Genomic DNA, 25534 nt, shown 5'->3' with positions numbered 1-25534 from the left:
TGATGGAACTGATGGGAGAGGGCCGTGTACGGCACTGACGGGACCGGGGACGACGAGCCCCTGTTCCGTCCTTACGCGATGACGGGCGGCCGATCCGAGCCGCGTTATCCGCTCGCGATGGAGACGTTGATCTCTACCATGTCGATCCCGGACGACGAGATGGCCATGCTCACCCCCGAGCAGGAGTCCATCATGCAGCTCTGCAGGTCGTTCCGGTCGGTCGCCGAGATCTCGGCCCTGCTCCGCGTCCCGCTGGGCGTGGCGAGGGTGCTCGTGGCGGACATGTCCGATGAAGGGCTTGTCCGCCTGCACCAGCCACGCCTCAGCCAGGGACAACCAGACCTCAACATGCTCGAAAGGGTGCTCAGTGGACTACGCAGGCTCTAGCCCCGGCCTCACGTCGACGAAGATCGTCGTCGCCGGTGGTTTCGGCGTCGGGAAGACGACGTTCGTGGGGGCGGTGTCCGAGATCCTCCCGCTCACCACAGAAGCGGTGATGACCGACGCGTCCGCGGGCATCGACGACCTTGGCATGACCCCGAACAAGCAGACCACCACCGTGGCGATGGACTTCGGCCGGCTCTCGCTCGACCGTGACCTGATCCTCTACCTGTTCGGCACCCCCGGGCAGCACCGGTTCTGGTTCATGTGGGACGACCTCGTCCGCGGTGCGATCGGCGCCGTGGTGCTGCTCGACACCCGCCGCCTGGCCGACAGCTTCCCGGCCATCGACTACTTCGAAGAGGCCAAGCTGCCGTTCGTGGTCGGCGTCAACGGCTGGGAGGGCCAGTTCCCGCACTCCGACGACGAGGTCAGGGAGGCGCTGGCGCTGTCGCCGCAGGTGCCGATCGTGCGTACCGACGCCCGGCACCGCGAGTCGGTCAAGGCGACGCTGATCTCGCTGGTCGAGCACGTCGTCCGGCTGCGCGCCGCGTCGGTCTACTAGCTCGCCCAGGGCACTTCGCCGAGGGCGTCGAGCGTCGGCACGAGCAGCTTCTCCTCGTAGGCGAAGTGGGCCTCCAGCTCGTCGGCGATGCGGTCCAGCGTCGCGGGGTCCGTCGTCTCGCGCAGCTCCTCGATCAGCCGGGCGATCACGGCGTGCTCGCCGCGCAGCCGGTCGAGGGGCTCCTTCAGCTCCGGGAAGAGCTTGTCGAGATGCGGGAACGCCACTCGGTCCTCGCCCGTGTGGTGGAACGTCAGCGCGTCGCAGAACGCCAGGCAGTGCGCCCGCAGGTCGGTGGCGTCGGGCGCCTGGCCCGCGCGCAGCCGGGCCAGCTCGCCCCTGAAGTGGTCGTGGATCCGGACCAGCTCGGCCCCGAACGCCCGTAGCCGCTCGCGCTCGGGGTAGAGCGCGATGACGGGGATGACCCGGTCTGTCGCCTCCTGGTACGCGGCGAAGGCCGGGTCGATCGCGGCCTGGCGGGCGTACAGGCGGTCGCGTTCCTGCCCTTCCAGCGGCACCGCCTGTGCCGTGAACGTCTCCGCGCCCAGCTCCACCGTGACCCTCGGGCCGGCCAGCACGTTGTGGTACCAGGCCGGGTGGGCGGCGCCGCCCGCGTTGGAGGCGAACACCAGGATGCGCTCGCCGTCGCGTAGGTAGACCGCCGGGTTCGTACGCCGCCGGCCCGTCTTCGCGCCCACCGTGGTCAGCAGCACGAGAGGCGCGCCCTCGAACATGCCGCCCACCTTGCCGGCGTTGGCGCGGAACTCCGCGATCACCTGCTGGTTGAAGTCCGTCATCTCACTATCCTTTGGGAAGGCGCACATCGTATTTGCTTTGCAAGCAAAGCTAATTTAGACAGCAAGGTGTTGGGCATGTCAACTGACGGCTTGAGCGTGGACGACGGGATCAGGACGCTGCTGCTGCTGATGCCGCGCATGGTGGGGCGGGTCAAGCGGCTCAAGGTGCCGGAGGAACTGCAGGCGCTGTCGTTGGCGCCGCGTCATCTGTCGCTGCTGGCGTACCTGCTGTTCGACGGGTCGATGACGGTGAACGAGCTGGCGGCGCGGCTGGAGGTGGCGCCAGCGACGGTGAGCCTCATGGTGGGCGAGCTGAGCAGGAAGGGCGTGCTGGAGCGGCGGGAGGACGACGCCGACCGGCGCCGGACGATCGTGAGCATCGCCGACCGGCACCAGGAGTCGATCAACGAGTGGCTCGGCTACGGCGCCAAGGCGTGGCGGCAGGCCCTGGAGCCGCTCACGCCCGAGCAGCGGCGGATGTTCGTGGACACCCTCCTGGCCTACGAACACGCCCTGTCGGGCTGAGGCGGGGGCCGGTCGGGTCGAGGTCCTGCTGAACCCGCCGGGCTCGAAGGGTTGTCAGGCCGTGGTCTCGTTCCGGCTGCGCACCAGGGCCTCGACGCCGTCGAGCACCCGCTGCAGCCCGAACTCGAAGGCGTGCTCGGGGCTGTAGGCCGCGTTGAGCGCCTCGCCCGCGGCCTGCCCGACCCTGGCGGCGGTGGGGTAGCGGCTGACGTCGGCGATCCTGCTGAGGAACGGCGCGTGCGCGGTCCACCACTGCTCGTCGGTGAGCCCCGTCTGGCTCTCCGCCTGCGCGGCCTCGACCGCGCCCCTGGCCGCGCCGTGCACGAAGCCGGTGACCAGGGTGATGACCGAGTCCATCTCCAGGTCCGACAGGCCGATGCCGTCGACCGCGCTCAGCTCGTAGTCGTATTTGGCCGTCAGGTTCGGCCCCAGCACCGGGCGGCTCGCCGCCACCTGCAGCAGCCACGGGTGGCGCAGGTAGAGGGCCCAGTTCTCCTTGGCGATCTGCTCCAGCCGGCCCCGCCAGCCGCCCGGCACGTCCTGCGGCCTGGCGGTCTCCCCGTAGACGGTGTCGAGCATGACGTCGAAAAGCTCTGGTTTGCCCGGCACGTACGTGTAGAGCGACATCGTCCCCACGCCCAGCCGCTCGGCCACCCGGCGCATGGACAGCGCCTGCGCCCCTTCGGCGTCGGCCACCTCGATGGCGGCGCGCACGATGCGGTCCACGTTCAGCTCGGGCTTGCCCTTGCGGCTGGCCCGCTCGCTGGTCCGCCAGAGCAGGGCGAGGCTGCGCGCGGGGTCGCCCTTGCCGGAGTACTCAACTGTCACCTTCGTACGGTACACCGTACGGTTGCCAATGCGAATCGTATGTTGTACGGTACAGCGTACGATTCGAGAGGGAGGGCGCCATGACAGCGGTACTCGCGCGCGACCTGCGTAAGACCTACGGCGACAAGGCGGCGCTGGACGGCATCGACCTGGACGTGGGCCGGGGCACGGTCTGCGGCCTGCTCGGTCCCAACGGCGCGGGCAAGACCACGGCCGTCCGCATCCTGACCACCCTCCTGCGCCCCTCCGGCGGGCGCGCGGAGGTGGCCGGTTTCGACGTGACCTCCCAGCCGCGCCAGGTGCGCCGCAGCATCGGCCTGGTCGGCCAGCAGACGGCGGTGGACGAGGTGCTGACCGGGCGCCAGAACCTGGAGCTGTTCGGCCGCCTCTACCACCTCGGCGCGGCGGCGGCCCGGGCCAGGGCGGAGGAGTTGCTGGAGCGGTTCGGGCTCGAGCACCAGGGGCCGGCCAAGGAGTATTCGGGCGGCATGCGCCGCCGGCTCGACCTGGCGGCCGGGATGATCCTGGCCCCGCCCGTGCTGTTCCTCGACGAGCCGACGACCGGGCTCGATCCGCGCAGCCGGGCGGAGATCTGGCGGGCGGTGCGCGACCTGGTGGCCGGCGGCACGACGGTGTTGCTGACGACGCAGTACCTGGAGGAGGCCGACCAACTCGCGGACCGGATCTCGGTCATCGACGCCGGCCGAGTGGTGGCCGAGGGCACGCCGGACGCGCTCAAGGCCAAACTCGGCGGCGACCGGCTCGACGTGGTCGTCCACGACCCGGCACGGCTCGCGGAGGCGGCCGGGATCGTCGGCGGGGCGGCGTCGGGGCCGGCGGAGGTCGACCGGGACACCCGGCACGTGAGCGCACCCGTGAGCGAGCGCGTGCAGGCGCTGACGGAGGTGCTCGCGGCCCTCGCGGCGGCCGGGATCGAGGCCGAGGACGTCGCGCTGCGCCGCCCGACGCTCGACGAAGTCTTCCTCAACCTCACCAACGCTGGAGGCGGCGCCCGATGACGACCCTCGAAGGAAGCCGGCTGACGTGGGCGCTGGCGGACGGCTGGACGGTCGCCCGCCGGGACCTGATCCACTGGGCGAACCAGCCGATGACCGTGGTGTTCGGGGTGGTCTTCCCCGTGATGATCACCCTGGCCTTCGGCTACCTGTTCGGCGGCGCGGTGGAGGTGCCCGCCGGAGCGGACTACTTCACCTTCCTCATGCCCGGCATGTACGGCATGACCATGCTCTTCGGCCTCAGCGCCACCATGATCGCCGTCGCCACGGACGCCTCGAAAGGCGTCACGGACCGGTTCCGCTCGATGCCCATGGCGCCGTCGGCGGTCCTGATCGGCCGCGCCATCGCCGACCTGCTCAACTCGGTCCTGGTCCTGGCCGGACTGCTGGCCTGCGGCCTGGCGGTCGGCTGGCGCCCGGCCACCCTCCAGGGCGCGCTGGGGGCGGTCGCCCTGCTGCTGCTCCTGCGCTTCTCACTGCTCTGGGCGGGCATGTACCTGGGCCTGCTCACCAAGGACCCCGGAGCGGTGGTGGCGGTGCAGACCCTGGAGTTCCCGATCGGCTTCCTGTCGAACGCCTTCGTCGCCCCCGGCACGATGCCGGGCTGGCTGGGCGCGATCTCGGAGTGGAACCCGCTGTCGTCGACGGTGGCGGCGGCCAGGGAGCTGTTCGGGAACCAGGGGTGGGGCGGGGACTCGTGGGTGGCCCAGCACGCGGTGCTGATGGCCGTGGTGTGGCCGCTGGTGATCACGGTGGTGTTCTTCGTCCTGTCGGTCCGCCTCTATCAGCGCTTGGACCGGTAGAACTCCACGTCCTCGGCGGGCAGCGGGGTGTTGCCGAGGATCAGGTCGGCGGACTTCTCGGCGAGCATCATGACCGGGGCGTAGATGTTGCCGTTCGTGACGTACGGCATCGCCGAGGCGTCCACCACCCGCAGTCCCTCAACGCCGTGCACGCGCATCGTATCCGGGTCCACCACCGCCATCGCGTCGGTGCCCATCTTGCACGTGCACGACGGGTGCAGGGCGGTCTCACCGTCCTTGGCCACCCAGGCGAGGATCTCCTCGTCCGTCCGCACGTCGGGGCCGGGCGACAGCTCGCCGCCGTCCAGGTCCGCCCAGGCGGGCTGGGACAGGATGGCCCTGGCGTGCCTGATCGCCTCCACCCACTCCCTGCGGTCCTGCTCCGTGGACAGGTAGTTGAAGCGCAGGGCCGGCTTGGCGTGCGCGTCGGTGGAGACGACGCGGACCGAGCCGCGGGCGTCGGAGTACATCGGGCCGATGTGCACCTGGTAACCGTGGCCGCCCGCCGGCGCCGAGCCGTCGTAGCGCACGGCGATCGGCAGGAAGTGGAACATCAGGTTCGGGTACGCCACGTCGTCGTTCGAGCGGATGAACCCGCCCGCCTCGAAGTGGTTCGTGGCCCCGGGCCCGCGACGGCGGAAGAGCCAGTCGGCGCCGATGAAGGGCCTGCGCCACATCGCCAGGGAGGGCTGCTGCGAGACCGGCCGCCTGCAGGCGTGCTGGACGTAGACCTCCAGATGGTCCTGGAGGTTCTCGCCCACGCCCGGCAGATCCTGGACGAGCTCGATGCCCAGGGGTTCCAGCAGCGCGCGCGGGCCCACGCCCGAGAGCTGGAGCAACTGGGGGCTGTTGATGGCGCCGCCGCACAGGATGACCTCCGACGCCTCGACGCGCTCGCCGTCGCACAGGACACCGACCGCCCTGGTCCCCTCGAAGAGGACGCGTTCGACGAACGCGCGGGTCCTGACCGTGAGGTTGCGGCGGTGGCGCACCGGGTGCAGGTACGCGCGGGCGGCGCTGAGGCGGCGGCCCCGGTGGATGTTGCGGTCGAAGGTGGCGAACCCCTCCTGGCGGTAGCCGTTCACGTCGTCGGTCAGGGGATGGCCGGCCTGCTGGACGGCCTCGAAGAACGCCTCGAAGAGGGGGCCGCGGGCGGGGCCGCGTTCCAGCCGCAGCGGGCCCTCGCCGCCACGGAATGGTGTGCCCGGGTCGGCCAGGCAGGTCTCCATTTTCCTGAAGTAGGGCAGGCAGTGCGCGTAGTCCCACTGCTTCATGCCGGGGTCGGCCGCCCAGCGCTCGTAGTCGAGCGGGTTGCCGCGCTGGAAGATCATGCCGTTGATGCTGCTCGAGCCGCCCAGCACCTTGCCCCTGGCGTGGTAGATCCGGCGCCCGCCCATGTGCGGCTCCGGCTCGGACTCGTACTTCCAGTCGTAGAAGCGGCTGCCGATCGGGAACATCAGCGCGGCCGGCATGTGGATGAACACGTCCCACAGGTAGTCCGGCCGCCCGGCCTCCAGCACCAGCACCGACGTCGAAGGGTCGGCGCTCAGCCGGTTGGCCAGGGCACAGCCGGCGGAGCCGCCGCCCACGATGACGAAGTCGAACCTCAACGGGGGATCCAGTCCTTCCACACGATCTTGTTCTCTTCCACCCACCGCTTGGCGGCCTGCTCGGCGGTCATCCTCTCGTTGATCATGTCGCTGGCCACGGCGTTCTGGTCGTCGTTGGTCCAGTTGAAGTTGCGCACCAGCTCGTACGCCGGCCCGCCCGTCTCGGCGAACCGCCTGCTCACGATCTTGTCCAGCAGGTACGGCGGGTAGTCGCAGGCCACCTTGGCCGGGTCGTCGTCGCAGCCCACGGCGTAGGGGGGCAGCGCCACCTTGACGAGTTTGACCTTGGTGAACAGCCATTGAGGCTCGTAGAAATACATGAGCAACGGCGTCCGATTTCTCGTCGCGTTCTGGGCGGCCTTGATGAGCGCGGCCTCGCTGCCCGAGTAGATGACCTTGTAATTGAGTCCGAGGTTCTTGACGAGTGCCTCATCATTCGTCACGAACGTCGGATCGCCGTCCAGAACCTGCCCGGCATTTCCGGTTTTCTCGGTTCGGAAAAGGCTGGCGTACTTATTGAGGTTTCGGTAGTCCGTAATGTCGGGGTATTTCTTGGCCATCCACTCGGGGACGTACCAGCCGATGACGCCCTTGTTCCCCGTGAGGCCGGCGGAGAGGGCCACCTTCTTCTCCTCGATGAACTCCTTCTTCAAGTCGTTGTGACCCCAGCTTTCGACGATCACATCGACCTTGCCGGATTCGAACTCCTTCCAGGACTGGTCCTCTTTGATGGCCCGCTTGTTCACCTTGTAGCCCAGCTCGAACTGCAGCAGGTGCGCCAGCACGGCGGCCTGCGCCTCGTAGCCGACCCAGGCGTGGATGTCGATGTTGACGGTGCCCTTGGCCTTGGCCGTGGTGGCGGGCTCCCCGCTGGAGCAGGAGGCCAGGAGGAGGGCCGCGACCAGCGGCCCGACGAGCGTCTTGGTTCGCATGAGAGGTCTCTCCGGCCGTGACCCCCGCCGATGGCGAGGGCCGCGGCTCAGGACGGGGTCACTTGGGGATCCAGGCCTGCCACTTGGCGGTGTTGGCCTCGACCCACTTCTTGGCCGCCTCCTCGCCGGACATGCCGTTGTTGGTCATGTCATCGGAGACGGCGTTCTGGTCCTCGTTGGTCCAGTTGAAGTTCTTGACCAGCTCGTAGGCCTTGCCGCCGGTGTCGGCGAACTTCTTGCTCACGATCTTGTCGAGGTCCATCTCGGGGTAGTCGCAGGCCACCTTCTTGCGGTCGGCGTCGCAGCCCTCGGTGTAGGCGGGCAGGTTGACCCGGACCAGCTCGGTCTTGCTGAACAGCCAGTGCGGGTCCCAGAAGTAGAACAGCAACGGCTTCTTCTGGGCCTGCGCCTGCTGGGCGCTCTTGATCAGGGCCGCCTCGCTGCCGCCGACGACGACCTTGTAGTTCAGCTTGAGGTTCTTGATCAGGGCGTCCTCGTTGCTGACGTAGGACGGGTCGCCGAACAGGAGCTGGCCCTTGCCGCCGGACTCGGAGGTCTTGAACAGGTCGGCGTACTTGTTGAGGTTCTTGTAGTCGGTGATGTCGGGGTGCTCGTCGGCCATCCACTTGGGGATGTACCAGCCGATGACGCCCTTGTTGCCGGTGGAGCCCGCCTCGACCGCGGTCTTCTTCTCCTCGATGAACTGCTTCTTCAGGTCGGGGTGACCCCAGTTCTCGATGATGACGTCCACGTCGCCGGTCTCGAAGCCCTCCCAGGCGAGCTGCTCCTTGATCTCGGGCAGCTCGACGGTGTACTTGAGCTCGTTCTTCAGCAGGTACGCGACGACGTTCGCGCTGGCCTCGTAGCCGACCCAGGGGTTGATCGCGATCTTCACGGTCCCGCCGGCCTCGGCCGTGGCGCTGGCCCCGGCCGCTGGAGCGGAGGCACTGGGGGAGGTCTCGACCGTGGCTCCGCCGCAGCCGACGGCGGAGAGTCCAAGGACGAGGAGGCCTGCGAGCAGGCGAATCTTCATGTGAGCTTCCTCTTTCGGGGGGACGGGCGCCTGTCGGCGCCCTGCGTGATGCGGTCGAGCATGACTCCGAGGAGCACGGTCGCGACGCCGGCCACGAAGCCCATGCCGAAGTCGGTCCGCTGGGAGAATCCGGCGACCACGTCATAGCCGAGGGCCCCCGCCCCGACCAGACCACCGACGACCACCATGGCCAGCGTCATCACGATGCCCTGGTTGGCCGCCAGCAGGATCGCCCGCCTGGCCATGGGCAACTGGACCTTCCACAGGAGCTGGCCCGGGGTGGAGCCGGCCGAGACCGCCGCCTCGACGACCGTCGCGGGCACGGCCTTGATGCCGTCCTCGACCAGGCGCACCACCGGCGGCACGGCGTAGATGACGGAGGCGAAGATCGCGGTGAACCGGGTGGTCTCGAACAGCGCCAGCGCGGGCAGCAGGTACACGAACGCGGGCATCGTCTGCGCGGCGTCCAGCAGCGGCCGCTGGATGGCCGAATAGCGCGGGGAGCGGGCCGCGGCCACCCCCAGCAGTAGGCCGATGGCCAGCGTGACCAGCACCGCGACGGTGACCGTGCTCAGCGTCTGCATGGTGTGCTCCCAGACGCCGAGCAGCGCGATCGCCAGCAGGCAGACCAGCGCGGTCACCGCCGGGCGAACGCCGCTGACCCGCCAGGCCACGGCCAGCACCGCGAGCGCGATCAGCCACCACGGAGCCGAGGTGAGCAGCGACTCCAGCGGGTTGAGCAGGGCGTGGGAGGTCAGGTCCTTGATGAACGTGGTCACCGCGTACCAGTTGGTCTCGGCCCAGCGGACGGCGTCGTTCACCTCGGCGACGAGGTTGATCGTGAGGCTCTCCGGCCAGATCGGGGGCAGCACCGGGATGAGCGCCAGCCCGGCCGCGGCCAGCGCGCCTGCCCCGACGAGATCGGCGCGGCGGAGCTTGGCGTGCGCGTCGCGGCGGGCGACGGCCATCGTCATCCGGTCGAGCAGCACCGCCATGATCACGACGGCGATGCCGGCCGGCAGCATGATGCCGACCTGCGCCCGCGACAGGCCGCGGATGATGTCGCTGCCGAGCCCGGGGGCGGAGATCAGGTTGGCGATGACGACCATGGACAGGGCCATCATGATCGTCTGGTTGATCGCCAGCGCCATCGTGGACCTGGCCAGCGGCAGGTAGACCTTGAACAGCGTCTGCCGCCCGGTGGCGCCCAGCGAGGTGGACGCCTCGACCGCGGTGGGGGAGACCTGCGAGATGGCGAGCGCGGTGATGCGGATGGCGGGCGGGATCGCGTAGATCATCGTCGCGATGGCCCCGGCGGGCGCGCCGATGTGGAAGAACAGCGCGAGCGGAGCCAGGTACGCGAACGTCGGCATGATCTGCATGACGTCGAGGACAGGCGTGATCGTGCGGTTCGCCCGGCCGGAGAGCCCGGCCCAGATGCCCAGCGGGATCCCGATGACCAGCGACAGCAGCACCGCCACCGAGACCAGGGCCAGCGTGTCCACGCTCGACTCCCACAACCCGAGGAAGCCGAACGCGCTCACGCCCGCGACCGCCGGCAGCGCGATCCGCCAGCCGCCCGCCAGCCAGGCCAGCGCGCCCAGGACGCCGGTGATGCCGGGCCAGCCCAGCGCGTAGAGAGTGCCCTGGAACAGGTCGTAGAGCCCGCCCACGAACAGGCGGATGTAGTTGAGGAAGTACAGGAAGAGCGGGTTGTCGTTGCGGTGGTCGTCGATCCACTCGCGCAGGTCGGTGACGGCGAGGAACTGCGGCGCGTCCGTGTTGTGCGGCAGCGTCCCCGTGCCGCGGAAGACCAGGTACGCCCCCGCGAACAGCGCCACCACCCCCGCCGGAGCCACCCACCTTGGCAACCTGAGCCCCGAGGGTGTGCTGACGGCGGTGCTGCTCATGTCCCCGCCCTCACCACGGTGTCCTGGCCGGACAGGAAGCCGAGCAGGTCCACCCGATCCACGACGCCCACCAGCTCGTCGCCGTCCACGACCCTGATCGGGCGGGAGGAGGCGGAGGAGGCGCCGATGGCGTCCTTGATGAGCGTGGTGACCGGCAACTCCGGCCCGTCCAGCGGCTCGCCCTGCTCGGGGGGACGGCAGATCCAGCGCAGGGTCAGCACGTGACTCCTGGGCACGTCGCGGACGAAGTCGGCCACGTAGTCGTCGGCCGGCGCGCCCACCAGCTCCTCGGCGGTGCCGAGCTGCACGATCGAGCCGGCCCGCATGATCGCGATCCGCTCGCCGAGCTTGAGCGCCTCGGACAGGTCGTGCGTGATGAACAGCATCGTCTTGCCGACCTCGCGGTGCAGCCGGATCACCTCGGCCTGCATGTCGCGGCGGATCAGCGGGTCGAGCGCGCTGAACGGCTCGTCGAACAGCATCACCTGCGGCTCCACGGCCAGTGCCCGGGCCAGGCCCACGCGCTGCTGCATGCCGCCGGAGAGCTGGTCGGGGTAGGCGTCGGCGTGGCCGTCGAGGCCGACGAGCGAGAGGATCTCGGCCGCCCGCGCGTGCCTGGCGGCCTTGGGGGTGCCCTGGATCTCCAGCCCGTAGGCCACGTTGTCGATCACCTTGCGGTGCGGGAGCAGGCCGAAATGCTGGAACACCATGCTGACCTGGTGGCGGCGGATCTCGCGGAGCCTGGCGGGGGAGGCCTGGCCGATGTCCTCGCCGCCGATGCTGATCTCGCCCGCGCTGGGTTCGATGAGCCGGGTGAGGCAGCGTACGAGGGTGGACTTGCCGCTGCCGGAAAGGCCCATCACCACGAAGACCTCGCCGGGCCGGACCTCGAAACTCACGTCTCTCACGGCGGCGGTGCAGCCGGTCTTCTCCCTGAGCGCGGCCGGATCGAGATGTCTGTCATCGCTGTCCAGCACTTTTTGTGCCTTGGATCCGAAGATCTTCCAAAGGCCCGCAACGGTGATAGCCGCGCTGTCGGGAGAATCTCCCACACTCGCCTCCTCGATTGACGTGGCTCAACATATGTGGTGAATAGCGGGAATCTCAACGCTGTGACCCTCCGGAGACCTGGGTGCGCCTAGCACGTTACGCGTTTGGAACGCGCTAATCACCCATTAGCGGACACCAACTGCGTTAAAGGTTTATTTCCCGCTCCGCTCCTTCCGGGATGGAGCGCCAGGTTCTATCCTCAGGAGTCACACCACCCAACATTTGTCGCGTTATGTTCGCTTGGCCACCACCCATGGTCTGTGTTCCAATTACCGGCACTTGCTGATTTCCCAGGGGCACAGGCCCCCTCATATACGCCGATTCGGGCGAGGTGCGTTCGGTGAGTACAGAGCTGGGCGTCAGGCCGGCCAACGAGAGCAACTGGCGGCTGCGCAATTGGCGTGTCCGGGCGCGACTCGTCGCCGTCATCCTGATTCCCACGGCCGCCGCCGTGCTGCTCGGCGGCATCCAGGTGCTCGCCTCGACGACCGCGGCCGGGGACTACGCACGGACGAACCAGTTCGCCCGGCTCTCCGCGGAGGTCGGGGGGCTCACCCACTGGGTCTCGGCAGAGCGGGCCACGATGTCCTGGTACATCGCCCGCAACCGGCCCCAGACCGGGCTGGGCGAGGTGCAGACCCAGATGGACGAGGTGGACGAGTCCTCCAGACGCGTACGCGGCATCGCCCGGCCGCTGCTGGAGGAGGCCACCGGCCGTACCGCGGACCAGCTCGAGGCCCTGCTGAACCGCCTGGACGACCTGTCCTCGCTGCGTGAGCAGGCGCTGGACGCCAACCTGCTGCCCGGACCGGCCGTCGAGCTCTACACGACCGTGATCAACGACCTGCTGTCCGTGCACACCGAGCTCATCAAGGGCAGCTCCGACGACGAGCTGTTCCGCCAGACCCGCATGCTCGACGGGCTGGCCCGTGCCAAGGAGAGCGTCTCCTACCAGCAGGCGCTGGTGACCGTCGTCCTCGTCGAGGGGGCGTTCGACCAGGAGCAGCTCAAGCGTCTCCTCGGCGAGCAGTCCCGCGAGGACGGCGAGCGCAAGGGCTTCGCCGCCGAGGCCACCGCCGCCGAGCGGCGCTTCTTCGACGAGACCGTCAACGGCAGGTCCGCCGATCGCATGCTGTTCCTGCGCGAGCTGGTGCTGATCAGGGCGACCAAGGGGCTGCCGCTGCGCGGCCTCGACCAGTCCAAGCCCGACGACGCCAGGGAGTGGTTCGACGCGGCGAACGTGGTCGTCGACTCCATGCGCGAGGTGGAGGAGCGCCAGGCCGAGGGCATCGTGCGGCGCAGCGAGGCGCTCAGCGCGGACGAGCGGCAGAGGGCGTTCCTGACCGCCGGCGCCGTGCTCGCGCTGCTCGTGGCGGTGCTGCTGATCACCACCGGGGTGGCCAGATCGCTCGTACGGCCGCTGCGCCGCCTGCGCGGCGAGGCGCTGGAGATCGCGGGCAAGCGGCTGCCCGAGTTCGTCCAGCACCTGCGGGAGTCGCGCGACGGCGCGGTCAAGGCCGAGGTGCCGCCCATCGGGATCTTCTCCAAGGACGAGATCGGCGAGGTCGCGCGAGCCTTCGACGAGGTGCACCGCGAGGCCGTCCGGCTGGCGGGCGACGAGGCGCGGCTGCGTTCCAACGTCAACGCCATGTTCGTCAACCTGTCCAGGCGCAGCCAGACGCTGGTCGAGCGGCAGCTCACGCTGATCGAGAAGCTGGAGCGCGGCGAGCGCGACGACGCCAGGCTCGGCGACCTGTTCAAGCTCGACCACCTGGCCACCCGCATGCGGCGCAACAGCGAGAACCTCCTCGTGCTGGCCGGGCAGGAGGCGGCGCGCAAGTGGAGCGAGCCGGTCGAGCTGATGGACATCGTGCGGGCGGCGCTGGGCGAGGTCGAGAGCTACGACCGGGTCGGCATCCAGGTCGAGTCGGACGTCGCCATCGCCGGTCAGGCCGTCACCGACGTGGTGCACCTGATGGCCGAACTGGTCGAGAACGCGGCGTCGTTCTCCTCGCGCGACACCAAGGTCATCATCTCCAGCAGCCGCATCGACGGCGGCGGCCTGATGATGTCGGTCGCCGACCACGGCATCGGCATGAGCCAGGACGAGCTGACCGAGGCGAACTGGCGGCTGGCCAACCCGCCGGTGGTGGACGTGTCGGTGTCACGGCGGATGGGGCTGTTCGTGGTCGGCCGGCTGGCGCTGCGGCACAGCATCAGGGTGCAGCTCAGGCGGCAGGACGCCGGCGGGCTGACCGCCATGGTGCTCATCCCGCCCGTGCTGCTCACGGCGGTGCCGTCCGCCGCGCCGCCCCGGATCCAGGTGCCCCGGCAGACCGGCACGGCTCCCTCCTACGGGCCCCCGCCGATGTCCGGCCGGGGGCTGTCGCCTCTGTCGGGTTCGCCCTTGTCGGGCTCACCTTTCTCGGGATCACCGTCGCCGGCGGCGCCCTTCTCCGGGCACCCGTCGTTCGACGTCGCACCCGAGCCGTCGTCCTGGTTCTCCTCTCCGCACACTCATTCGGTCGAGCAGACGCCGCCGCCCGACTCGTCATATCCCAGCTTCGCCACCCCGGCCGCCTCCTACCCGGCGCCGGCGCCGGCCAAGGACGAGTTCCTGCCGATCTTCGCCTCCGTCGAGGAGAGCGGCTGGTTCAGCAAGCCCACGCCGACCGCCGACCGCGCCGGCCTCGCCGAGCCGGCGGAGCCCTCCTGGGCCACCCCGGCCGACCAGGGCTGGCAGGCGGCCGGCGCGGTCGCGGAGCCCGCGCAGAACGGCACCACGAGCTCTGGCTTGCCGAAACGTACGCCAAGAGCGAATCTGGTACCGGGCACCGCAAACCCGCAGCCGCCCCCCGTTCCCGCTCCTCCGCCGTCCCCCGATCGGCTGCGTTCCAGGCTGGCCAGCTACCAGCAGGGTGTGCGCAAGGGCCGTGCCGAGCTCGAGGAGGACTCGTGAAGGAGCTGAGTCAGGCCGCCAGAGACGTCAACTGGCTGGTCAGCCGCTTCGTCGAAGAGGTCCCCGGCGTGGCGCACGCGGTGGTCGTCTCCGCTGACGGCCTGCCCATGGCCTTCTCCCGGGGCTTTCCCCAGGATCGCGCCGACCAGTTGGCGGCCATCGCGGCGGGGCTGGTGAGCCTCACCCAAGGGTCGGCGCGCGTGTTCGAGGGCGGGGTCGTGATCCAGACCCTCGTGGAGATGGAGCGCGGTCTGCTGCTGGTGATGTCGATCAGCGATGGCTCCTGCCTGGCGGTGCTGGCCGCGCCCGACTGCGACATGGGCTTGGTGGCCTACCAGATGACGATCCTCGTCGAGCGCGCGGGGCAGGTGCTCACGCCCGCCGTGCGGGCGGAGCTGTCCGCCGCGCGCCCGTGGTGATGGGAGTGAACGTTGGCATCGTGGCATAACGGGGAGGCGGAGCCCGAGCGCAGTTCGCTCGTTCGGATGTACGCCGTCACCGGCGGGAGGACCACTCCGCGTACACAACTCGCCATGGAGGCACTGGTATCCTCAGCCACCTCGGCGCAACTCGGCGCGACCTACACCCGTGAATACCGCGCGATCAGTGAGCTGTGCCGGCAGGTGCGATCCGTGGCGGAGATCTCCGCGTTGCTCGGCGTCCCCCTCGGGGTGGCGCGGGTGCTGATCGCCGACATGGAGGCGGACGGGCTGGTACGGGTGTACCAGCCGCAGCTTGAAGCGGGCCTTCCCGACAGGAGCCTGCTCGAAAGGGTACTGAGTGGACTTCGCAGGCTCTAGCCGGCTCAGCGCCACGAAGATCGTCGTGGCGGGTGGGTTCGGCGTGGGGAAGACCACGTTCGTGGGCGCCGTGTCCGAGATCATGCCGCTGACCACCGAAGCGGTGATGACGGACGCCTCGGAGGGCATCGACGACCTGGCGCACACGCCGGGCAAGACCACCACGACCGTGGCGATGGACTTCGGGCGGCTCTCGCTCGACGAGGACCTGATCCTCTATCTGTTCGGCACGCCGGGGCAGCACCGGTTCTGGTTCATGTGGGACGACCTCGTCCGCGGAGCCATCGGGGCCGTGGTGCTGGTGGACTCACAGCGGCTGGCCGACAGCTTTCCCGCGGTGGACTACTTCGAGAACTCCGGGCTTCCGTTCGTGATCGGGCTCAACGGCTGGGACGGCGAGTTCCCGCACGTCGAGCACGAGGTGCGGGAGGCGCTCACGCTCTCGCCGCACGTGCCGATCGTCCGTACGGACGCGCGGGCCCGCCAGGCGGTCAAGAACACCTTGATCACGCTCGTCGAGCACGCGCTGGCCGCCCGGGCGCACTGAGCCCTACTGCTCCGACCACCAGTACGCGGCCACCAGCTCCGCCACCAGCGTCTCCGTGAGCAGCGCGACCTCGGGGTCGTCGTCGTGGGCGTAGCGGATCGCGGCCGTGGCGTCCTTCACCTCACCGCCCACGGTGATCACCATGGAGTCGCGCCGGCGCACCCAGTCCATGGCCTGCGCGTCGTAGCGCGAACCCGGGAAGAGCAGGGCGCGGTAGTCGAGGGTCTTGGTGAGATAGACGTCCACGTGCGACCAGTCGCCGCTCTCACAGGCGTCGGCCGGGCGGCGCGGGCCCTCGCGCAGCATCAGCGCCGACTGCTCGGCCGAGGACAGGCGCTCGGGCGGGGCGATCGTGTAGACGCCGTGCGGGCCGTCGAGCAGCTCCATGGTGAGGGGCAGCCACTCGTCCCTGCGGTCCAGCAGGTCGGCGGTGGCCCGCGCGGCCTTCTCGACCAGCGCGGGCAGGTCCCGGTCGCGGCCCGTGAGCCGGGACTCCAGGGCGAGGAGGAGGACGAGGGTGTGCTGGAACGTGCGGCAGGAGACCCCGCCGCGCTCCTCGCCCGCCCGCATGTCGACCACCAGGTCGGCGGCCTCGGTGAGGGGCGATCCGAGCCGGTTCGTCAGCGCCGCCAGGTACGCCGGGCCGCCCGCGTAGCGGGCCGTGGCGTCGAGCGTCTCGCGGCTGGAGCCGGTGGCCGAGATCGGGATCACCAGCGTGCCTGGGGCGGCCGGGTAGCTCGCCGCCGCGCTGGCGTACTCGGCGTGGGCGTTCACCCCCGCGGCGCGCAGGCGCAGGGCGGCGACGCCGGCGGCGTACCGGGAGCTGCCCATGCCCAGGAAGAGGACCTTGTCGATGTCCCGGGGGAGCGGCTCGAACGGGTCCTCCGCCCGCAGCGCCCCGGCCAGGTTCGCCAGGGCCTGCGGCTTGGCCTCCAGGTCGGACAGAAAGAGCTCGGAATTCACGCGTTGTTCTCCTCGTGGTACCAGGTGCGCAGAACGCCCATGGGGGCGTACCGCCAGCGGGGCAGGTGGCGGGCGGCGTAGATCAGCTCACGACACTCCTGCTCCACCTCGAACGGGCGGATCAGGCTCTCGTCCAGCAGCGCCGAACCGTCCTTCTCCGCCAGGCGGGCCTTGTAGACGGCGAGCAGGGTGGCGCGGGCCTCGGCCGCCCAGTGGGCCGCCCGGCCGGGTGCGGTGCCTCTCCTCTTGATCGCCACCTGGGCGACGTGCTCGAGGCTGGTGGTCAACTGGGCCACGTCCCTGGCCGCCGGCTGGTACGGGTCCGCGTCGGCGACCGTGGGGTTGCCGTCGAAGTCGATCACCGCGTAGCCGTCCCGCCAGCGCAGGATCTGGCCCACGTGCAGGTCGCCGTGGATCCTGATGCGCGGGGTGGCGATCGGGGCGTCCAGGGCGCGCAAATCCCGCCGGAGCGTGGCGGCGCGCCCGGCCAGCCACGCACCGTCCGCGCCGCCGGTCAGCTCCAGCGCCTCGGCGAGAGCGGCCTCCGCCCTCCCCGCCGCACTGCCGTCCGTGCTGCCTCCCGTGCTGCCTCCCGTGCTGCCTCCCGTGCCGGTCTCCGCCCGCGTCGGGCCGGGCAGGGTCGAGAGGGCCAGGTGGAGGTCGGCGGCGAGGCGGCCGAGCTCGCGCGCGAAGTCCGTCGTGCCTGCTTGCGCCTCGTCCACACACCACTCCCAGCCGTCCCGTGCCTCAGGAAGATAACCCGTCACCAGGGCCAGAAGATGCGGGCGTCCGTCCAACACGGCTGTCAGAGCCGCGTAAGGAGGGGCTGTGTCGTTGAAGCCCGCCTCAACGAGGTGAGCGAAGACGTCCGGAGTGGGGTGCGGGAGGGGCGCGGGAGGGGTGATCCACTTGACGACGACCCGCTCGGCCACCACCACCGAGTAGTTCGTCTGGTCCACGTGGGAGCCGAAATCGCGCTCACCTGGGGCCCCAGTGTGGAGATCTCCAAGGCCGTACGAGAGGCTGGGCAGTGGGAGGAAGCGGCGTACGGCGAACGGCGGCGGAGGCTCCTCCTCCAAGAGCCCCATGAGCGCGGCCGTGAGTCCATGATCTCGTGGGGTGAGGGGCCTCTCACCGAGAGAGAGCAGCCGACGACTAATTGAATCCCAATTCAACAGTAGGACCAAACTTCCTGGTAGCAATGTCAGCAAAAGTCTTGCCCATGTTGATTTCTGCTGCAACACTCCTGGTCTGGTCCGCTGTGTCCGGTAAGGTCGCGCGACCCCTCTTACACCCCAAACTTCAGAAGGAGTAGCGGCCGTGTCCCGTACCCGGTTCACCCGTCGTCTTCCGGCCACCGTCGCGGCGGCCGGGCTCGCGCTTGCCGTCGCGGCGTGCGGCGGGGGGTCGTCGTCCAGCTCAGATGGCACGACGGTGACGGCCGACCAGCTCAAGCCCAACGCGGACCTGGCGCAGCAGAGCCTGCAGATCACGGTCTGGGACGGCTACACGCCCAAGGAGCTCCCGCAGAAGGTCAAGGACAAGCTCAAGGTCAAGGATCTGAAGGTCGCGCTGCACGCCACCAACGAAGAGGCGATGACCAAGCTCACCGCCCCCGGTGACAGCGGCATCGACGTGGCGTTCGTCTCCGGCCAGTACGCCCAGGCGCTCAACGCCCAGGGCCTGCTGGAGCCGATCCACCCCGAGCTGATCCCCAACCTGGCCAACCTCTACCCGGAGGCCACCCAGCTCTCCTACGACAAGGGCAACAAGTACTCGGTTCCCTACACCTGGGGCACCACCGGCATCTGCTACCGGTCCGACCTCGCGAAGGTCGCGCCGACAAGTTGGAACGATCTCCTCAAGCCTCCGGCGTGGGCCGAGAAGAAGACCACGCTGATGACCACCGAGCGCTGGCTGGCCCTGCCCGCCCTCAAGTCGCTCGGTTTCTCGGTCAACACCGACAAGGACGAGGAGATCGCGAAGGCCAAGGAGCTGCTGGAGACCGCCAAGTCCCACATGCTCACCTTCGACGACACCACGTTCGGCGACCGCCTGAAGAGCGGCGAGGCCGTCATGGTCGAGGCGTGGGACGGCTGGTGCCCGACCACGGACCCGAAGGGCAACATCAAGTTCGTGGTGCCGAAGGAGGGCAGCGACCTCTGGGTGGACACCATGGTGATCATGAAGTCCTCCAAGAACAAGGAGGCCGCGCACGCCCTGATCAACTACATCCTCGACCCCGCGATCCACAGCTGGGCGGCCGCGAACATCAACTACAAGGTCCCCAACAAGGCGGCCATGGAGCAGGTGAAGGTCGCCAAGGGCTCGCTGCTCGACATCAAGCCCGCCGAGCTGCTCGCCGGTGAGTCGCTGATCGACCTGGGCCAGGCGTCCACGAAGTACACGCGTCTGTCGGCCGACATCCAGGCGAAGTAGTTGTCGTTGTAGTGAAGTCAGAGGTCAAGGCCCGGCCGGTGTCCCGCAATCGGGGGCGCCGGCTGGGCGCGTTCGTGTTCCTGTCCCCCGGGCTGACATATCTGCTCGTGCTGCTGCTGGTGCCGCTGGCGCTGGTCATGAGCAACACGGTGTTCCAGCGGGGGCGCTTCGGCGGTGTGGTCTACGAGTTCACGACGGAGAACTTCGCCCGCCTGATCGACCCGCTCTACCTGGGCGTGGTCGTCAACTCGCTGAAGATCGCCGCGCTGACGACGCTGCTGGCGCTGCTGGTCGGCTATCCGACGGCCTATCTGATCGCCCGGCTGCCGCGTAAGTGGAAGACCGTCGCGCTGGTCGCCATCGTGCTGCCGTTCTGGACGAACTTCATCATCCGGGTCTACGCCTGGATCATCCTGCTGAACGGCCCGGGGCTGCTCAACAGCGGGCTCAAGGTGTTCGGCCTCGGGCCGCTCGAACTGCTCTACAACGAGGGCGCGATCGTGGCGGGGCTGCTGTACTCGTACCTGCCGTTGATGGTGCTGCCGTTGTTCGCCACGATCGAGAAGCTCGACCCGCAGCTCAGGGAGGCATCGGCGAACCTGGGGGCCTCGGCGTTCACCACGTTCCGCAAGGTCACGCTGCCGCTCACGGTGCCGGGAGTGCTGACGGGGAGCCTGTTCGTGTTCGTGCCGAGCTTCGGCAACTTCGTCATCCCCGAGATGCTGGGCGGCAGTAAGTCGATCATGGTGGGCAACCTGATCCGGCAGCAGTTCCTGTCGGCCCGCGACTGGCCGTTCGGCTCCACGCTGGCGCTGGCCCTCATCGCGGTGCTGATCGTGCTGCTCATCGCCCAGTCCTGGGTGGCGCGCCGTGCGTAGGTCGAAACTCCTGTACGTCCCCTTCTGGGCCACGTACGTCTTCCTGTACCTGCCGATCGTCGTGCTCGTCGTCATGTCGTTCAACTCCGGCGACTCGGCGTACACCTACGAGGGCTTCAGCCTCAAGTGGTACGGCGAGCTGGCCGCGGACGAGCGGGTCAGGGACGGCGCGGTGAACACGCTGATCGTGGCCGCCGGCTCGACGGTGATCGCCACCGTGCTCGGCACGCTGCTGGCCGTCGGCCTGGCCCGCCACACCCGCTCCAAGGTCCTCGACGCGGTCTCGCTGATGCCCGCCGTGCTGCCCGACCTGGTGCTGGCCATCGGGCTGCTGGTCTTCTTCGGCCTGATCCAGCTCACGCTCGGCCTCTACTCGGTGGTGCTGGCCCATGGCGTGTTCGCGATGGCGTTCGTCGCGGCGGTGGTGCGCACCCGGCTGTCGGGCGCCGACACCTCGCTGGAGGAGGCCTCGCGCGACCTGGGCGCCGGTCCGGTGGCGACGTTCATGCGGATCACGCTGCCGCAGCTCATGCCCGGCATCGTCGCGGGCGCGCTGCTGGCGTTCACGCTGTCGCTGGACGAGTTCGTGATCGCCTTCTTCACCATCGGCAACGCCGAGCCGACGCTGCCGATCGTCATCTACTCAATGATTCGTTTCGGGGTGACCCCGAAGATCAACGCGCTGGCCGCGATCCTGCTCCTCGTGAGCTTCACGGCGGTGATCGCCGGGCAGCGCCTGACCAAGATCGGGGAGTCACGTGCTCAAGATTGACGGGATCTCCCGCAGGTTCGGGGACGTCGTCGCGCTCGACGACGTCTCTCTGGAGATCGGCCAGGGCGAGTTCTTCGCCCTGCTGGGCCCGTCCGGCTGCGGCAAGACCACGCTGCTGCGCATCATCGCCGGCTTCGAGACGCCCGACGCGGGCGCGGTCACGCTCGACGGCGACGACCTGCTGTCCCGGCAGCCGAACCGGCGGCCGATCAGCCTCATGTTCCAGTCGTACGCGCTGTTCCCGCACATGACCGTGGCCAAGAACGTGGCCTACGGGCTGGAGCGCGAGCGGCTGCCCCGCCAGGAGGTCAGGCAGCGCGTCGGCGAGGTGCTGGAGACGGTCGGCCTGTCGGCGCACGCCTCGCGCAGGCCCGCCCAGCTCTCCGGCGGGCAGCGCCAGCGGGTCGCGTTGGCTCGTTCCATCGTCAAGCGGCCCCGGCTGCTGCTGCTGGACGAGCCGCTGTCGGCCCTGGACAAGAAGGTCCGCGCCGACATGCAGCTCGAGCTCAAGCGGCTGCAGCACGACGTGGGCATCACCTTCGTGGTCGTCACGCACGACCAGGAGGAGGCCATGTCGCTGGCCGACCGGATCGCCGTCTTCGACCGCGGCACCGTGCGCCAGGTGGACGCGCCGGTCGCGCTGTACGAGCGGCCGTGCTCCCCGTTCGTGGCCGACTTCGTCGGGGCCAACAACCTGTTCGAGGGCACGGCCGTCGGCCTCGACGGGATCAGGAGCGAGGAGTTCGGCATGCTGCCGGGCACCCCGCTGAGCGAGCTGGCGGCGGGTGCCAAGGCGCTGCTGGCCGTGCGGCCCGAGAAGCTCGCCCTGGCGGACCAGGACGCCGCCAGGGGGCTGGCGGGGAGCGTCCTGGACGTCAGCTTCTACGGGGGTGTGTCGCACATCTCCGTGGACGTCCCAGGCCGCGTCAAGCCGGTCCTCGTGGCGGTGCAGGGGGCCAGCGCGGTCCAGGCGGGCGCCAAGGTCAAGGTGCGCTGGAACGCCCAGGACGCCGTCATCATGGCGGTCGACCAGTGAGCGAGGCCGTCACCCCTGCCGGCGGGCGATCCGTGGGCCAGGTCGCCGCCCGCGCCGGTGGGCGGTCAGTGGGCCAGATCGTTGCCCGTGGCCGCGCGGGCGTAGGAGAGGATCAGGTCGGCCGCCTCGGCCGGGCCGATCAGCGGGTGCCTGGCCGTGATGCGGTAGCCGTACGCGTCCTCCAGCGCCACCAGGTTGCGCGCGATCGTCAGCGAGTCGCCGCTCAGCCTGAACACCCCCAGCGCCGCCCCCGTGTCCAGGATCGCCTGGTACATCGAGACCTGCCGGTCGTAGAGCGAGGTGAGCAGCACGCCATAGACCCGGTTGCGGCCCGCGGCCCCGCCCAGCTCGTTGAGCAGGCGCACGTCCGGATCGAGCGGCCCGGTCGGCAGTCCCGACTTGATCGTGACGACCAGCTTCTCGACGGGGTCGGTGAGCGTGGCGAGCTGGCGCAGCCGCTGCTCGTAGAAGCGCTCCATCCCGGCGTGCTGCGCCTCGACCAGCAGTTCGCTGAGGTCGGGGTAGTGATAGAGCACGGCGCCGGAGGTCAGCCTGGCCTCCTCGGCGACGTGCGAGAGCTGTACACCGTCGATGCCATGGCGGATGATGGCCCTGCGCGCGGCCTCGATCAAGTCGATGCGCCGGTCACTTCGGCTTTTACGCTGAGCCACCCTCACCACCTTCACCCGTTTGGCTACTGTTCAGTTAGCCGTGACCATAGTGCCCTTAAGTTGACCTCCCCGCCAGCGAAGTTTTTGAATTCCTCTTCAAATTGATGAGTTCTCCCGGAGCCTCCATGTCTCTCACCATCCTGTTCATGCCGGAAAGCGCCTACGGCCCCACCAACAACTCGATCGGCATCGGCGACATCCTGCGCCGGCGCGGCCACCGCGTCGTCTTCGCCGCCGAGGCGTCGTGGAAGGGCAGGCTCGAAGCGCTCGGCTTCGAGGAAGACCTGGTCGATCTGGCCCCGCCGGCCGAAGGGGAGCAGGACCCGGGCCAGTTCTGGAAGGACTTCATCCGCGAGACCGCGCCCGAATACCGCAAGAGCACGCTGGAGCAGCTCGAGACCGTCACCAAGCCCATCTGGGCCGAGCTGATCGACGGCGCGAAATACTGCGAGCCGCAGCTCAAGGCCATTATCAAGCGGGTGAACCCGGACATCATCGTCGAGGACAACGTGATCACGTTCCCGGCGCTGCTCACGGCGGGCAAGAAGTTCGTCCGGATCGTCTCCTGCAACCCGCTCGAGGTGCGCGGCGAGGACATCGCGCCGGTCTTCTCCGGCCTGCCCGCCGGCGACCGCTCCGAGTGGGACGCCTTCCGGGCCGAGTACGACCGCACCCACCGCGAGATCTGGACCGCCTTCAACGAGTGGTCCGTCGAGCAGGGCACCGCGCCGCTGCCCGACCTCGACTTCATCCACGAGGGCGACCTGAACCTCTACGTCTTCCCGGAGATCCTCGACTACGCCGGCGCCCGCCCGCTCGGCGACACCTGGCACCGCCTCGACTCCTCGGTGCGCGAGACGGAGGACGACTTCACCCTGCCCTTCGAGCGGACCGAGGGCTCGCTGGTCTACTTCTCGCTCGGCTCGCTCGGCTCCGCCGACGTGGAGCTCATGCAGCGGGTGATCGACGTGCTGGCCACCACGCCGCACCAGTACATCGTCTCCAAGGGCGCGCTGCACGAGGAGATCAAACTGGCCGACAACATGTGGGGCGCGGAGTTCGTCCCGCAGACTAAGATCATCCCACTGTGTGACTTGGTCATCACCCATGGCGGCAACAACACGACCACCGAGGCGCTGCACTTCGGCAAGCCGATGATCCTGCTGCCGCTCTTCTGGGACCAGTACGACAACGCCCAGAGGGTCGATGAGTTGGGCTATGGTGTCAGGCTCTCCACCTACACCTTCACCGACGAGGACCTCACGGGGGCGGTCGCGAAGCTGCTCGGCGACACCGAGCTGCGGGCCCGCCTCGCCGCCGCTGGGGAGGAGATCCGGCGTCGCGATGGCCTGCGCAAGGCGGCAGACCTGATCGAGCGGCTCGGCCAGTAGCACGACCCTGAAAGCTGAAGTGTTCCCATGCGTGAACTGATCAACCCCGCCACCGGCCTCCCGTGTGCCGAAATTCCGGATACACCGGTGCAGGGCGTGGCCACGGCCGTCCAGGCCGCCCGCGCGGCGTTCGAGGAGTGGTCGCAGACCACCCCGGCCGAGCGCGCGCGGCTGCTGCTGCGCCTGGCCGACCTGGTGGAGGCCGACGCCGACGAGCTCACCCGGCTCGAGGTGGAGGAGACGGGCAAGCCGGCCGCGGTGTTCAGGGACGGCGAGCTGCCGTTCGCCGTGGACAACCTGCGCTTCTTCGCCGGGGCCGCCCGCTCGCTCGAAGGGTCGGGCGCCGGGGTGTTCAGCCCCGGCTACACCTCGGTGTTGCTGCGCCGCCCGGTCGGGGTGGTGGGGTCGATCGCGCCGTGGAACTTCCCGTTCGTCATGGCCGTCTGGAAGGTCGGGCCGGCGGTGGCCGCGGGCAACGCCGTGGTGATCAAGCCGGCGCCGCAGACGCCGCGTACGACGCTGCGCCTGGCCGAGCTGTTCGCCAAGGCGGGCGCGCCCGGCAACCTCGTGCAGGCGGTCACCGGTGCCGCCGAGGTCGGCCAGGCGCTGGTCACCGACCCGGGCGTGGACATGGTCAGCGTCACCGGCTCCACCGAGACCGGCCGGGCGGTGATGACCGGCGCGGCGGCCACGCTCAAGCGGGTGCACCTGGAGCTCGGCGGCAAGGCGCCGGCGCTGGTGTTCGAGGACGCGGACCTGGCCGAGATGGCCCGGGGCGTGGCGATGGGGGCGACGTACAACAGCGGGCAGGACTGCACGGCGGCCACCCGCGTGTACGTCGCCCGCGAGGTGTACGCCGACGCCGTCGAGGCGATCCGGGCGACCCTCGCCGGCATCACCGTCGGCGACCCGTGGGACCCGGCCACCGACATCGGCCCGCTGATCTCCTCCGCGCACCGGGATCGGGTGCACGGATTCGTCACGCGCTCCGGCGGGCGTGTCCTGCACGGCGGAGCCCCGATCGGGGGCCCCGGCTTTTTCTACCCCCCGACGCTTGTGACCGAGGTCGCACAGGACAATGAGATCGTGCAGGGCGAGCTCTTCGGGCCCGTCCTGGTCGCCCTGCCGTTCGACGGCGAGGACGAGGCGGTCAGGCTGGCCAACGACACCCGATACGGCCTGGCCTCATCGGTCTGGTCGCGCGACGTGGCGCGGGCGATGCGGGTCTCGCACCGGCTTGACGTGGGTGTGACCTGGGTCAATGATCATCTGCCCATCGCCAGCGAGGCGCCCCACGGCGGGGTGAAGGGCAGCGGGTTCGGCAAGGACATGAGCCAGGAGGCAGTGCAGGAGTATTCGGTGACGCGGCACCTGATGGTCAAGCACGCGGCGCCGGCAGAGCGGGATTCGTTCCGGCCCGCTTAAAACGTGTACGGCGCTATGCTGCCCAAAGTGCCTCTTTGGGCGCATGTGATGGGGTATGTTCGGTTGGCCGATCTGGTACGGGTTGTGTTCCAATTACCCAGCCGGACAGAATCCCATGCGCCACACGCGTGTCTGATTTTCTTCGAGCACGTACCCGGCGAGAGGTTGCGAGACGCAGTGAGGACGAAAGACCCCAGGCACACGAG

General features: G+C 69.3%; 25 protein-coding genes. 15 read left to right on the top strand and 10 right to left on the bottom strand.

Annotated elements, in window-relative coordinates:
* The first annotated feature begins 24 nt into the window (after positions 1 to 24).
* Together AB0I15_RS03050 and AB0I15_RS03045 are read left to right on the top strand one after the other, a co-directional pair.
* Positions 25 to 387, top strand: coding sequence for a DUF742 domain-containing protein (locus tag AB0I15_RS03050; protein WP_358089220.1), 363 nt, complete (start codon positions 25 to 27; stop codon positions 385 to 387).
* Entirely contained in the window at positions 368 to 946 is a 579-nt protein-coding gene (locus AB0I15_RS03045) for an ATP/GTP-binding protein (protein WP_358089217.1), read from the top strand. The genes AB0I15_RS03050 and AB0I15_RS03045 overlap by 20 nt, the downstream gene beginning before the upstream one ends.
* On the opposite strand, the gene AB0I15_RS03040 is transcribed toward AB0I15_RS03045, so the two are convergent.
* A complete protein-coding gene (locus AB0I15_RS03040; RefSeq protein WP_358089214.1) occupies positions 943 to 1740 on the bottom strand; it encodes a nitroreductase/quinone reductase family protein in 798 nt (265 codons plus the stop codon). The two genes, AB0I15_RS03045 and AB0I15_RS03040, sit on opposite strands and share 4 nt — an antisense overlap.
* A gap of 75 nt (positions 1741 to 1815) precedes the next feature.
* Between AB0I15_RS03040 and AB0I15_RS03035 the strand changes: the two genes are divergently transcribed.
* Positions 1816 to 2265: a MarR family winged helix-turn-helix transcriptional regulator gene (locus tag AB0I15_RS03035; RefSeq protein ID WP_358089211.1), complete on the top strand. Its 450-nt coding sequence runs from the start codon at positions 1816 to 1818 to the stop codon at positions 2263 to 2265.
* A 54-nt stretch (positions 2266 to 2319) separates the two neighbouring features.
* Here the strand turns inward: AB0I15_RS03035 and AB0I15_RS03030 are convergent, their stop codons facing one another.
* Entirely contained in the window at positions 2320 to 3093 is a 774-nt protein-coding gene (locus AB0I15_RS03030; protein WP_358089208.1) for a TetR/AcrR family transcriptional regulator, read from the bottom strand.
* Positions 3094 to 3173: 80 nt separating this feature from the next.
* On the opposite strand from AB0I15_RS03030, the gene AB0I15_RS03025 reads away from it, so the two are divergent.
* Positions 3174 to 4112, top strand: coding sequence for an ATP-binding cassette domain-containing protein (locus AB0I15_RS03025; protein WP_358089205.1), 939 nt, complete (start codon positions 3174 to 3176; stop codon positions 4110 to 4112).
* Entirely contained in the window at positions 4109 to 4912 is an 804-nt protein-coding gene (locus AB0I15_RS03020) for an ABC transporter permease (protein ID WP_358089202.1), read from the top strand. The genes AB0I15_RS03025 and AB0I15_RS03020 overlap by 4 nt, the downstream gene beginning before the upstream one ends.
* On the opposite strand, the gene betA is transcribed toward AB0I15_RS03020, so the two are convergent.
* From betA to AB0I15_RS02995, 5 genes are read right to left on the bottom strand one after another with little or no spacing between them, the layout of a single operon-like run.
* On the bottom strand, positions 4894 to 6522 hold the full coding sequence (gene betA / locus AB0I15_RS03015) for a choline dehydrogenase (RefSeq protein WP_358089199.1): 1629 nt from the start codon (positions 6520 to 6522) through the stop codon (positions 4894 to 4896). The two genes, AB0I15_RS03020 and betA, sit on opposite strands and share 19 nt — an antisense overlap.
* Positions 6519 to 7454 carry an ABC transporter substrate-binding protein gene (locus AB0I15_RS03010; protein WP_358089196.1) on the bottom strand — a complete coding sequence of 312 codons (936 nt, stop codon included), beginning with the start codon at positions 7452 to 7454 and terminating at the stop codon, positions 6519 to 6521. Before AB0I15_RS03010 ends, betA begins: the two co-directional genes overlap by 4 nt.
* Before the next feature lie 58 nt (positions 7455 to 7512).
* Complete coding sequence (locus AB0I15_RS03005) at positions 7513 to 8487, bottom strand: ABC transporter substrate-binding protein (RefSeq protein ID WP_358089193.1); 975 nt, start codon at positions 8485 to 8487, stop codon at positions 7513 to 7515.
* Entirely contained in the window at positions 8484 to 10397 is a 1914-nt protein-coding gene (locus AB0I15_RS03000; RefSeq protein WP_358089190.1) for an ABC transporter permease subunit, read from the bottom strand. Before AB0I15_RS03000 ends, AB0I15_RS03005 begins: the two co-directional genes overlap by 4 nt.
* Entirely contained in the window at positions 10394 to 11464 is a 1071-nt protein-coding gene (locus tag AB0I15_RS02995) for a glycine betaine/L-proline ABC transporter ATP-binding protein (RefSeq protein WP_358089840.1), read from the bottom strand. Before AB0I15_RS02995 ends, AB0I15_RS03000 begins: the two co-directional genes overlap by 4 nt.
* 323 nt (positions 11465 to 11787) lie before the next feature.
* On the opposite strand from AB0I15_RS02995, the gene AB0I15_RS02990 reads away from it, so the two are divergent.
* From AB0I15_RS02990 to AB0I15_RS02975, 4 genes are all read left to right on the top strand, one after another.
* The gene (locus tag AB0I15_RS02990; protein ID WP_358089187.1) at positions 11788 to 14406 is read left to right on the top strand and encodes a nitrate- and nitrite sensing domain-containing protein; all 2619 of its coding nucleotides are present in this window, start codon (positions 11788 to 11790) and stop codon (positions 14404 to 14406) included.
* Complete coding sequence (locus tag AB0I15_RS02985) at positions 14403 to 14825, top strand: roadblock/LC7 domain-containing protein (protein WP_358089184.1); 423 nt, start codon at positions 14403 to 14405, stop codon at positions 14823 to 14825. The genes AB0I15_RS02990 and AB0I15_RS02985 overlap by 4 nt, the downstream gene beginning before the upstream one ends.
* Before the next feature lie 66 nt (positions 14826 to 14891).
* Positions 14892 to 15206 (top strand): DUF742 domain-containing protein, encoded by a 315-nt coding sequence (locus AB0I15_RS02980; protein ID WP_358089837.1) that lies wholly within the window; start codon positions 14892 to 14894, stop codon positions 15204 to 15206.
* Positions 15187 to 15753 (top strand): ATP/GTP-binding protein, encoded by a 567-nt coding sequence (locus AB0I15_RS02975; protein ID WP_358089180.1) that lies wholly within the window; start codon positions 15187 to 15189, stop codon positions 15751 to 15753. The genes AB0I15_RS02980 and AB0I15_RS02975 overlap by 20 nt, the downstream gene beginning before the upstream one ends.
* Before the next feature lie 3 nt (positions 15754 to 15756).
* Here the strand turns inward: AB0I15_RS02975 and AB0I15_RS02970 are convergent, their stop codons facing one another.
* On the bottom strand, positions 15757 to 16716 hold the full coding sequence (locus tag AB0I15_RS02970) for an SIS domain-containing protein (RefSeq protein ID WP_358089177.1): 960 nt from the start codon (positions 16714 to 16716) through the stop codon (positions 15757 to 15759).
* Positions 16713 to 17804 (bottom strand): hypothetical protein, encoded by a 1092-nt coding sequence (locus AB0I15_RS02965; RefSeq protein WP_358089174.1) that lies wholly within the window; start codon positions 17802 to 17804, stop codon positions 16713 to 16715. Before AB0I15_RS02965 ends, AB0I15_RS02970 begins: the two co-directional genes overlap by 4 nt.
* A 232-nt stretch (positions 17805 to 18036) precedes the next feature.
* Here AB0I15_RS02965 and AB0I15_RS02960 point away from each other — a divergent pair, with 232 nt between their 5' ends.
* The 4 genes from AB0I15_RS02960 to AB0I15_RS02945 are packed head-to-tail and all read left to right on the top strand — an operon-like array spanning position 18037 to position 21841.
* A complete protein-coding gene (locus tag AB0I15_RS02960) occupies positions 18037 to 19155 on the top strand; it encodes a spermidine/putrescine ABC transporter substrate-binding protein (RefSeq protein ID WP_358089171.1) in 1119 nt (372 codons plus the stop codon).
* 38 nt (positions 19156 to 19193) lie between these two features.
* Positions 19194 to 20033, top strand: a complete 840-nt coding sequence (locus tag AB0I15_RS02955; RefSeq protein ID WP_358089168.1) for an ABC transporter permease — start codon at positions 19194 to 19196, stop codon at positions 20031 to 20033.
* Positions 20026 to 20805 carry an ABC transporter permease gene (locus tag AB0I15_RS02950; protein ID WP_358089165.1) on the top strand — a complete coding sequence of 260 codons (780 nt, stop codon included), beginning with the start codon at positions 20026 to 20028 and terminating at the stop codon, positions 20803 to 20805. The genes AB0I15_RS02955 and AB0I15_RS02950 overlap by 8 nt, the downstream gene beginning before the upstream one ends.
* The gene (locus AB0I15_RS02945; protein WP_358089162.1) at positions 20792 to 21841 is read left to right on the top strand and encodes an ABC transporter ATP-binding protein; all 1050 of its coding nucleotides are present in this window, start codon (positions 20792 to 20794) and stop codon (positions 21839 to 21841) included. The genes AB0I15_RS02950 and AB0I15_RS02945 overlap by 14 nt, the downstream gene beginning before the upstream one ends.
* A 65-nt stretch (positions 21842 to 21906) precedes the next feature.
* On the opposite strand, the gene AB0I15_RS02940 is transcribed toward AB0I15_RS02945, so the two are convergent.
* On the bottom strand, positions 21907 to 22512 hold the full coding sequence (locus tag AB0I15_RS02940) for a TetR family transcriptional regulator (protein WP_358089159.1): 606 nt from the start codon (positions 22510 to 22512) through the stop codon (positions 21907 to 21909).
* A gap of 125 nt (positions 22513 to 22637) precedes the next feature.
* Between AB0I15_RS02940 and AB0I15_RS02935 the strand changes: the two genes are divergently transcribed.
* Positions 22638 to 23903, top strand: coding sequence for a glycosyltransferase (locus AB0I15_RS02935; RefSeq protein ID WP_358089156.1), 1266 nt, complete (start codon positions 22638 to 22640; stop codon positions 23901 to 23903).
* Positions 23904 to 23930: 27 nt separating this feature from the next.
* Positions 23931 to 25328, top strand: coding sequence for an aminobutyraldehyde dehydrogenase (locus AB0I15_RS02930; protein WP_358089153.1), 1398 nt, complete (start codon positions 23931 to 23933; stop codon positions 25326 to 25328).
* Positions 25329 to 25534 lie beyond the last annotated feature (206 nt).

Origin of the sequence: Nonomuraea sp. NPDC050643 (genome assembly GCF_040654715.1) — a bacterium.
Lineage (GTDB): Bacteria > Actinomycetota > Actinomycetes > Streptosporangiales > Streptosporangiaceae > Nonomuraea.
Note: the sequence above shows the minus strand (reverse complement) of the source record. Positions and strands in the feature narration are given on the sequence as shown.